This window comes from Nocardioides sp. Leaf374 (assembly GCF_916862475.1).
Lineage (GTDB): Bacteria > Actinomycetota > Actinomycetes > Propionibacteriales > Nocardioidaceae > Nocardioides > Nocardioides kribbensis.
Genome location: NZ_CAKASO010000070.1, coordinates 1 through 8,102, shown reverse-complemented (window position 1 = coordinate 8,102; position 8,102 = coordinate 1). Strand labels below are relative to the sequence as shown.

General features: G+C 76.7%; 9 protein-coding genes. 4 read left to right on the top strand and 5 right to left on the bottom strand.

Translation table 11 applies throughout. From position 1 onward, the window contains the following. Positions 1-1,323 (bottom strand): protein kinase domain-containing protein (locus LPA27_RS18790; RefSeq protein WP_228943489.1); only part of this gene is annotated, 1,323 nt, incomplete at its 3' end. Positions 1,324-1,504: 181 nt separating this feature from the next. Here LPA27_RS18790 and LPA27_RS18785 point away from each other — a divergent pair. Together LPA27_RS18785 and LPA27_RS18780 are read left to right on the top strand one after the other, a co-directional pair. Further along, on the top strand, positions 1,505-1,900 hold the full coding sequence (locus tag LPA27_RS18785; protein WP_162242256.1) for an Rv2175c family DNA-binding protein: 396 nt from the start codon (positions 1,505-1,507) through the stop codon (positions 1,898-1,900). Positions 1,901-1,918: 18 nt separating this feature from the next. Next, complete coding sequence (locus LPA27_RS18780; protein WP_056862489.1) at positions 1,919-2,401, top strand: ribonuclease domain-containing protein; 483 nt, start codon at positions 1,919-1,921, stop codon at positions 2,399-2,401. Positions 2,402-2,534: 133 nt separating this feature from the next. Here LPA27_RS18780 and LPA27_RS18775 read toward each other — a convergent pair whose 3' ends face one another. Next, positions 2,535-3,728, bottom strand: a complete 1,194-nt coding sequence (locus tag LPA27_RS18775; protein ID WP_228943487.1) for a polyprenyl synthetase family protein — start codon at positions 3,726-3,728, stop codon at positions 2,535-2,537. A gap of 184 nt (positions 3,729-3,912) precedes the next feature. Between LPA27_RS18775 and metF the strand changes: the two genes are divergently transcribed. Next, positions 3,913-4,803: a methylenetetrahydrofolate reductase [NAD(P)H] gene (gene metF / locus LPA27_RS18770; protein ID WP_056904531.1), complete on the top strand. Its 891-nt coding sequence runs from the start codon at positions 3,913-3,915 to the stop codon at positions 4,801-4,803. Here the strand turns inward: metF and LPA27_RS18765 are convergent. The 3 genes from LPA27_RS18765 to LPA27_RS18755 are packed head-to-tail and all read right to left on the bottom strand — an operon-like array spanning position 4,793 to position 7,251. Next, the gene (locus LPA27_RS18765) at positions 4,793-6,118 is read right to left on the bottom strand and encodes a phytoene desaturase family protein (protein ID WP_228943486.1); all 1,326 of its coding nucleotides are present in this window, start codon (positions 6,116-6,118) and stop codon (positions 4,793-4,795) included. The two genes, metF and LPA27_RS18765, sit on opposite strands and share 11 nt — an antisense overlap. 9 nt (positions 6,119-6,127) lie before the next feature. After that, complete coding sequence (locus LPA27_RS18760) at positions 6,128-6,754, bottom strand: MOSC domain-containing protein (RefSeq protein WP_228943484.1); 627 nt, start codon at positions 6,752-6,754, stop codon at positions 6,128-6,130. Beyond that, complete coding sequence (locus tag LPA27_RS18755) at positions 6,751-7,251, bottom strand: YbaK/EbsC family protein (RefSeq protein ID WP_228943482.1); 501 nt, start codon at positions 7,249-7,251, stop codon at positions 6,751-6,753. The genes LPA27_RS18760 and LPA27_RS18755 overlap by 4 nt, the downstream gene beginning before the upstream one ends. Before the next feature lie 202 nt (positions 7,252-7,453). On the opposite strand from LPA27_RS18755, the gene LPA27_RS18750 reads away from it, so the two are divergent. After that, a complete protein-coding gene (locus LPA27_RS18750) occupies positions 7,454-7,948 on the top strand; it encodes a hypothetical protein (RefSeq protein WP_156697700.1) in 495 nt (164 codons plus the stop codon). Positions 7,949-8,102: the final 154 nt, after the last annotated feature.

The window sequence follows — 8,102 nt, the reverse complement described above, 5'->3', positions numbered from 1 at the left end:
TCCGCCGGGGTGCCCGGGGGTGCCGACGGTGCCGCCCGGGCCGCCCGTGCCGCCCGCCGGTGCGTCGCGGTCGAGCACCGGCACGGCCACCGTGTCGGGGGAGGCGGTGGGAGCGGCGCCCGCGTCGTGGGCGGCCAGGGCCAGGGCTGTCGGGCCGGTGAGACGCACCGGACCGGCCGGTCGCGGGGCCTCCGCGTCGTCGCCCTCGCCCTGCCGGGGCAGCCAGGAGGTGGGCTCGGGCACGGGGCGCGAGCGGTCGGGCCCGAGCAGGGCCTCGATCTCCTCGGGGTCCCACACCTCGGGAGCCGTGTCGCCGGGTGCGGCGACGGCGGCCGACGCGACGCCGGGGGCGGGCCGCACGGGGGAGAGGTCCTCGGTCAGGTCGGCGTCGTCGGCGACACCGGCGGCCAGCGCGTGCTGCACGCGGTGCAGCTGGTGCAGCAGGACGCCCGCGTCGGCCGGTCGCTGGCTGCGGTCGCGCGCCGTGGCGCGGGCGACCAGCGCGTCGACGTACGGCGGGATGCCCGGCACCTGGCGCGAGGGGGCGGGCACGTCGGCGTGGACGTGCTTGTAGGCCACCTGGATCGGGGTCTCGCCCTCGTGGGGCTTGCGACCGGTGAGCAGCTCGTGGAGCACGACGCCCACGGCGTAGACGTCGGCGCGCGTGTCGGAGCGGCCGTCGACCACCAGCTCGGGGGCGAGGTAGGACACCGTGCCGATGAGCACCCCGCCGGTGGCGGTGTGCTGGGTGTCGGCGCTGACCGCGCGGGCCAGGCCGAAGTCGGCGACCTTGACGACCTCGGCGCCGGTGTGGGGGTCCTCGGCGATGAGGACGTTCTCCGGCTTGACGTCGCGGTGGATGATCCCGGCGCGGTGGGCCGCGGCGAGGGCCGAGACCACCGGCTCCAGCAGCGCCAGCGCGCGCCCCGGCGGCATCGGGCTCTCCTTGGCGACGGTGTCGCGCAGGGTGTGGCCGGCCACCAGCTCCATGGCCAGGAAGACCACGCCGTCGTCGTCGCCCTGGTCGTGCACGGCCACCACGTGGGGGTGCGAGAGCCGGGCCGCGGCCCGCGCCTCGCGCACGAAGCGGGCGGCGAACTCCTCGTCGTCGCCCAGCCCGGCGTGCATGATCTTGATCGCCACCGTGCGGTCCAGGCGCAGGTCGAGCGCCTCGTAGACGCTGGCCATGCCGCCCCGCGCGATCCGGGCGCCGATGCGGTAGCGACCGTCGAGGACACGGCCGCCCATGGGGTCGCCCGTCGACGCCGTCGAGCCCGTGGGCACGGGCGCGGCGTCGTGCTGCGGCTGCCGTCGTGTCGGCACAGGCGACCCTCCTGCGGTCCGGACGGGGAAGGATCCGGGCTCCTCATCGTACGGTCTGCCCCGCCGGGGGCCCGGGTGCGCGCCCGGTGCGGCGTGGCGCGGGCGTCGGTTCCGGCCCGGTCGTGGCGCGGCGGCGCACGGCGTTTCGCCTCCCCAGGACCCAGGTGGAACCATGGTGGCCATGAGCGAGAGTGCGGGCCCGACCCCGGGCGAGCTGAGGCTGGCCGACCACGACCTGTCGGTGCTGGTGCCCACGTGGTGGGACTGGGCGACCGCCGCCCGCGAGCTGGGCGTCACGGTGGCCAAGGTGCGCACGATGATCCGCGACCACGAGCTGGCCGCCGCGGTGCCCTACCCCGGCGCGGGCCAGCAGGTGCCGGCCGACCTCGTGCAGGACGGCTTCCCCGTCAAGGGCGTGCCCGGCCTGCTCACCGTGCTCCACGACGGTGGCTACGACGACCGCGAGATCATCGCCTGGCTCTTCCTCGACGCCGACCTGCCCGGCCGCCCGATCGACGCGCTGCGTGAGAACCGCGGCTCCGAGGTCAAGCGGCGCGCGCAGGCGATGGCCTTCTAGGGCCGGTCGACCGCCGCCGTGGTCTACCGCATCCCGAAGGTCGAGGAGCACCGCCGGCCCCACCCCACGGGCCTGGCGGCGATGGTGGCCGTCGTGGCGCTCGCCGTCGGCATCTGGCTGCTGGCCGGTCGCGACCCCGGCACCTCCACCGGCGCGGGTCCCGAGACCACCGACCCCGCCAGCGGTCTGCCCTACGTCGACCTCGACCGGCTCCCGGACGAGGCCATCGACACCCTGCGGCTCATCGACGCCGGTGGGCCCTACCCCACGCCCGGCGACGGTCGCACCTACCGCAACCTCGAGGGCCTGCTGCCGCTCGAGGTCGAGGGCTACTACTCCGAGTACGCCGTGCCGCTGCCCGCCGACTCGCCTGAGGTCACGGCCGACGCCGCCGACGGGACGGCCGACGGGGCCAGCCCGCGCCGCATCGTCGTCGGCGAGGGCGGCGAGGAGTACTGGACCCCCGACGGCTTCGAGTCGCTGGCCCGGATCCGCACCTGAGCCGCCGCCGGTCCTGCCGGCGGCCGCGTCCTACTGACCGTTGGGACGACTACCCGACCGTCACGACGGTCAGGCAGTGGGCGCAACGGTCAGTAGGACGCGCCGCCGGGCCGCGCAGCAGGTGCGGTCGGCCTCAGGTGCGCCGCTGGGTCGCGGCCACCGCGAGGTCGCGGAGCACCTCCTGGGCGCGCGGGTCGAGCCCGGAGGCGGCCAACGCGCCGGTCGCACGCTCGGTCAGGTGGCCGATGACCTCCTCGACCTGGTCGTGCGCGCCGGAGTCGGTGATGACCTCGCGCAGCCGCTCGACGGCCGCCGCGTCGAGCGGACGGCCCAGCGAGCGGTCGAGCAGCGCGGCCTCCTCGGGCGCGGCGGCGTCGAGGGCCAGGGCCACGAGCACGGTGCGCTTGCCCTCGACGAGGTCGTCGCCGGCGGGCTTGCCGGTGGTGGCGGGGTCGCCGAAGACCCCGAGCAGGTCGTCGCGCAGCTGGAAGGCCTCGCCCAGCGGCAGCCCGTACGCCGTGAGCGCCGCCAGCTCCTCGGGGCCGGCGCCGGCCAGCGCGGCCCCGACGTGCAGCGGCCGCTCGATGGAGTACTTGGCCGACTTGTAGCGCAGCACGGTCATGGCCGCGTCGACGTCGGCGCGCCCGCGGGCCTGCACCGAGACGTCGAGGAACTGCCCCGCGATGACCTCGGAGCGGCACAGGTCGAAGACCTCGAGGGCCGGCACGACGCGCTCCAGCGGCAGGCCGCAGCGGCGCAGCAGCTCGTCGGCCCAGGTGAGCAGCAGGTCGCCGAGCAGGATCGCGGCGGCGGCGCCGTACTGCTCGGGGTCGCCGGTCCAGCCGGCGCGGCGGTGCTCGGCCTCGAAGGCGCGGTGCGTGGCCGGGCGCCCGCGACGGGTGTCGGAGGCGTCCATGAGGTCGTCGTGGACCAGGGCGCTGGCGTGCAGGAGCTCCAGCGCGGCGCAGGCCCGCAGCACGGCCCGCTCGGTCTCGGGCGAGGGGTCGGGCTCGAGGGCGCGGAAGCCCCACCAGCAGAAGGCCGCGCGCAGCCGCTTGCCGCCGGCGACGAGGGCGCGGGCCTCGTCGAGCAGCCGGGTGGCGTCGGGTCCGACGGGTGCGAGGCGGGTCACCTGCTCCTCGACGTGGGCGTCGAGCGCAGCCTGCACACGGGCCCGGAAGCCGCTGCCGTCCCACGGTGCGCTCTCCAGCGCTGCCTCGGCACCGTCCGTCGACCCGTCGTCGGCCTGGTCGGGGAGCCGGTCGGGTCCCTGGTCGGGTCGCTGGTCGGGTCGGTCGTCGGTCGGGCTGGCCTCGCGCGCGCTCACGCCACGACCCTAGGCGGTGGGTCCAGGTCGCGCGCGCCGGCCCGGCGCGGGGGCCGCAGGGGGTCCGACGGGGCCCTCCACCGGCCCGTCGGGCGGCCGTCCGCCGCCCGTCCGCCGCCTGTCCTGGTCCCGTGGAGGTGGACAGCGCCGGGTCCGCAGACGGGGCGAACCTAGACTGGGCGGCATGACCGACGGCCGTGGACGCTCCCTCGCAGACCTCATCCAGCGGGGCGAGCGGTCGTTCTCCTTCGAGTTCTTCCCGCCCAAGGACGCCGCCGGCGAGGAGCAGCTGTGGCAGGCGGTGGCGACCCTCGAGGCCTACCGTCCCACCTTCGTCTCGGTGACATACGGCGCCGGCGGGGGCACCCGTGACTCCACGGTGCGCATCACCGGCCGCATCGCGCGCGAGACCTCCCTGCTGCCCATGGCCCACCTCACCTGCGTCGGGCACACCCGCGGCGAGCTCGAGTCGATCCTCGACGAGTACGCCGCGGCCGGCGTGCACCACGTCATGGCCCTGCGCGGCGACCCCAGCGACGGGCCCCGGGCGCCGTGGACCCCGACCGAGGGCGGCCTGACCTACGCCACGGAGCTGGTGGAGCTGGCCCGCGCGCGCGGCGACTTCCGCGTCGGCGTGGCGGCCTTCCCCGAGGGCCACCCCTCGGCGGAGTCGCTCGACCACGACGCCGACGTGCTCGTCGCGAAGGCCCGGGCGGGCGCGGAGTTCGCGGTCACGCAGATGTTCTTCCGTGCCGCCGACTACTTCGCGCTGGTGGAGCGGGTCCGCGACCGCGGCGTCGACCTGCCGATCCTGCCCGGCATCATGCCGATCCTGAACCTCAAGGCCATCCGTCGCCAGGGCGAGCTCATCGGCACCGAGGTGCCCGAAGAGGTCGTGGCCCGCATCGCCGCCCACGACGGTGACGCGGTCTCGATGCGCGCCGAGGGCATCGCCGCCGCGGCCGAGCTGTGCGAGGAGCTGCTCGAGGGCGGCGCGCCGGGGCTGCACTTCTACACGCTGAACCGCTCGCGGGCCACGCTGGAGATCTTCGAGAAGCTCGACGTCAGCGTCTGACCCTGACCCCGTCGGCGGGCCCGACCACCTGGGCCACCAGCGCCGCCGAGAGTCCCACGAAGGGCAGCCCCGCGCCCGGTGTGGCGTGGGCGCCCGCGGTGACGAGCCCGGCGACGGGGGTGTCGGGGCCCAGACGGCGGCGTACGGTCGAGCGGCCCTGCCAGAGCACGCCGAGCGGCGAGCCGCCCCACTCCTGCACCAGCTCGCGGGGTGTGAGGTCGATCCGCGTGACGACGTGGGGCCGGACGTCGATGCCGGCCCGCGCCAGCGCGACGAGCACGTCCTCGGCGAGCCGGCCGCGACCGTGGATCGTCCAGGCGGCGCCACCGTCCGGCGCCGTGCCTCCCGGCCTGACCACGATCACGGGGTCTCCGTGGAGCACGACCTCGTGCGGGAGGTCGGGCAAGTCCGTCGCGGCCCGCAGGCCGACGTGGCACACGGTCGGGGGGATGGCCGGCATGGTGCGCTCGACCAGCCGGGCGAGGGCGGGCATGCGCCGTGGGTCGACGGCGAGCACGACGACGTCGGCGTCGACCTCGCCCTGGTCGGTGCGGACCGCGACGGCGCGGCCCCCGCGCACCACCACGTCGCGCACCTCGCAGCCCAGGTCGACCTCGACCCGACGGGTGGCCAGCCGCGCGGTCAGCGCCGTCGTGACCTGGTGCAGGCCGCCGGGCACGGTCCAGGCGCCGAAGCGCTGCTCGAGGTAGGACACCAGCCCGGCCCAGGCCGGCACGTTGCGCAGGTCGTGCCCGTCGGCCGTGAAGGGGTGGCCCGCGACCAGGCGCAGCCGCTCGTCGCGGAAGGTGCGGCGCAGGCGCTTGTGGAGGGTCTCGCGGGAGTCGAGCCGTGCGGCGACCTCGCGGGGCAGGGCCTCGCGCTGCCAGGGCACCTCGAGGTAGCCGCGGCGCAGCACCTCCCAGTCGTCGGTGAACGACGCCGTCCAGTCGGCCCACTGCCGACCCAGCCCGGGGGAGAGCGCATCGAAGGCCGCGACCTGGGGCGCGCGGGTGGCGGGGAGCCGCAGCACGGTGCGGTCCTCGAAGCGGTGCTCGCGCACGAGGTCGAGCGGCTCCAGGTCGAGCTCGCGCTCCAGCGGACGGCCCGACTTGCGGAAGAGGTCGCGCAGCACCGCCGGCACGAGGGTGGAGGAGGGCCCGGCGTCCCAGGTGAAGCCGTCCTGCTCGCGTGCTGCGAGGGCGCCGCCGAGGGCGGTCGAGCGCTCGAGGAGCCGCACCTCGTGGCCCAGCTTGGCCAGCCGGACGGCGGCGGCCATCCCGCCGAAGCCCCCACCGACCACCACCACCCGCGACATGCCCGGAGCCTAGGGCGTCGAGGGGTCGGGCCGGCGCGCAGGACCCGCGCCGCGGGAGGGCGTCGGTGCCGTGAGGAGACCCTCCACCGGGTCGCCGACCGCGATGGGACCCGAGGACAGCGCCCGCAGCACCGACCCGCCCCGGCGACGCAGCGCCGCGGCACCGCCCGGGCCCATGCTGCGCTCCATCAGGGCGCACGGGGCCGCCACCCGCACCACCTCCAGCTCGACCCCGCCCACCCTGAGGCGCGCACCCGGGTCGGTCGGCACCACGCCGTGGCTCACGGTGACGGTGCGCCGCGTCGCCGAGGCCGGCACCGGGGCGCCCAGGGCCTCGGCGGCCTCGAGCAGGGCGTCGGCGGACTGGAGGGTGACGTGGCGGTGACGGGTGCCGTGCCAGCGGTCGCCGACCACGCCTGCGCCCGCCTCGACCTCGACGCGCCGGCGGGGCTCCATCGGCGCGTGCCGCTCCGGCGCGACCCAGAGCTCGGTCACACGGGGCACGGTGGTCGCGTCGGCGTCGGCGTCGGCGTCGGTGGCGGTGGCGGTGGCGGTGGCGGCGGCGTCGGAGGTCGTGGAGCCCGGGGCGGTCGGGGCGGTGCTCGACGACCCCGGGGACGGGTCGGGAGAGGTCACGGCGCCGGCTCGACCTCGACCGGGGTGCCGCCGGTGAGGCGCAGCAGCTCGTCGTGGGTGGTGCTGAAGACCGCCGCGGGGTGGCCGGCGGCCGCCCACACCACCGGGTGGCGGCGCAGCCAGGAGTCGACGTACGTCGGCACCGGCGCGGGGTGCCCGACCGGGGAGACCCCGCCGATCACCTGGCCGGTGTGGGCCCGCACGAACTCCGGGGTGGCCCGGCGCAGGGCGGCGACGCCCACGACGGCGGCGACGCCCACGACGGCGGCGACGTGGGCGGTGTCGACGCGGTGCGCCCCCGAGGTGAGCACCAGCACCGGGGAGCCGCCGGCGTCGAAGAGCAGGCTGTTGGCGATGGCGCCCACCTCGCAGCCCAGCGCCTCGGCGGCCATGGCCGCGGTGTGGACGGCGTCGGGCAGCACGACGACCTCGCCCGTGCCGCCCCGCTCGCGGTGGGCCGCCCGGAAGCGGGCGATGCCGGGGTGCTCCTCGCTCATGGTGCGACCCTAGGCGGTGACGCCGACAGCCGTGGTGCGGTCGCCCGGTCGGGGCGGGTCGTGCCGGCGGCGCGCCGCGCGCAGGGAGCGGTGTGGTGCGCGTCGCCCCCGCGGCGCCCGCCCCGCGTGGTGGTGCGGGACGTCCTCCACCTCGTCTGGGACCATGGCCCGGACAGGACGGCTCGAGACGGAGGAACACAGCATGATGCGGCAGCAGCCCAGGTCGTTGACGGTGGCGATGGCGCTGCTCGGGCTGCTGGTGGCCGTGGGTGCCGTCACCGTCGCGCTCACCGCCCTCATGCGCGACACGCTGATCCTGAACTGGGCCGAGGGGCACCGCTCGGCGCGGGAGATCCTGGAGACCCGGGGCCTGGACTACCTCAAGTCCAACGAGCCGATCGTGATCCCGCAGTTCTTCCCCGTGGCCGCCGTGCTCTTCGTGGTGCTCGCCATGCTCATCGCCGTGCTCGTCGTCTTCCTGCGCGACTCCCACAACTGGGCGCGGGTCAGCCTGACCGTGCTGGTCGTGATGATCGCGGTGGCCACCATCGGTGGCATCCGGATCGACCCGCCCGCCGTCTTCGTGGCCATCTCCTACCTCGCCCTGGCCCTCGACATCGGTCTGCTCGTGGCCCTGTGGCACCGCGACACCAACACCTACATGCGCGGTGTCGAGGAGGCCCCCGCGGCCCTCTGAGCCGCCCGGCCCCACCCCGCCCCGCCCCCCCCGCCCGCCCCGCCCGGCCCACCCCGCGAGGCTCCCGGTCCCACCCCGCCCCGCCCCCCCCGCCCGCCCCGCCCGGCCCACCCCGCGAGGCTCCCGGTCCCACCCCGCCCGGCCCACCCCGCGA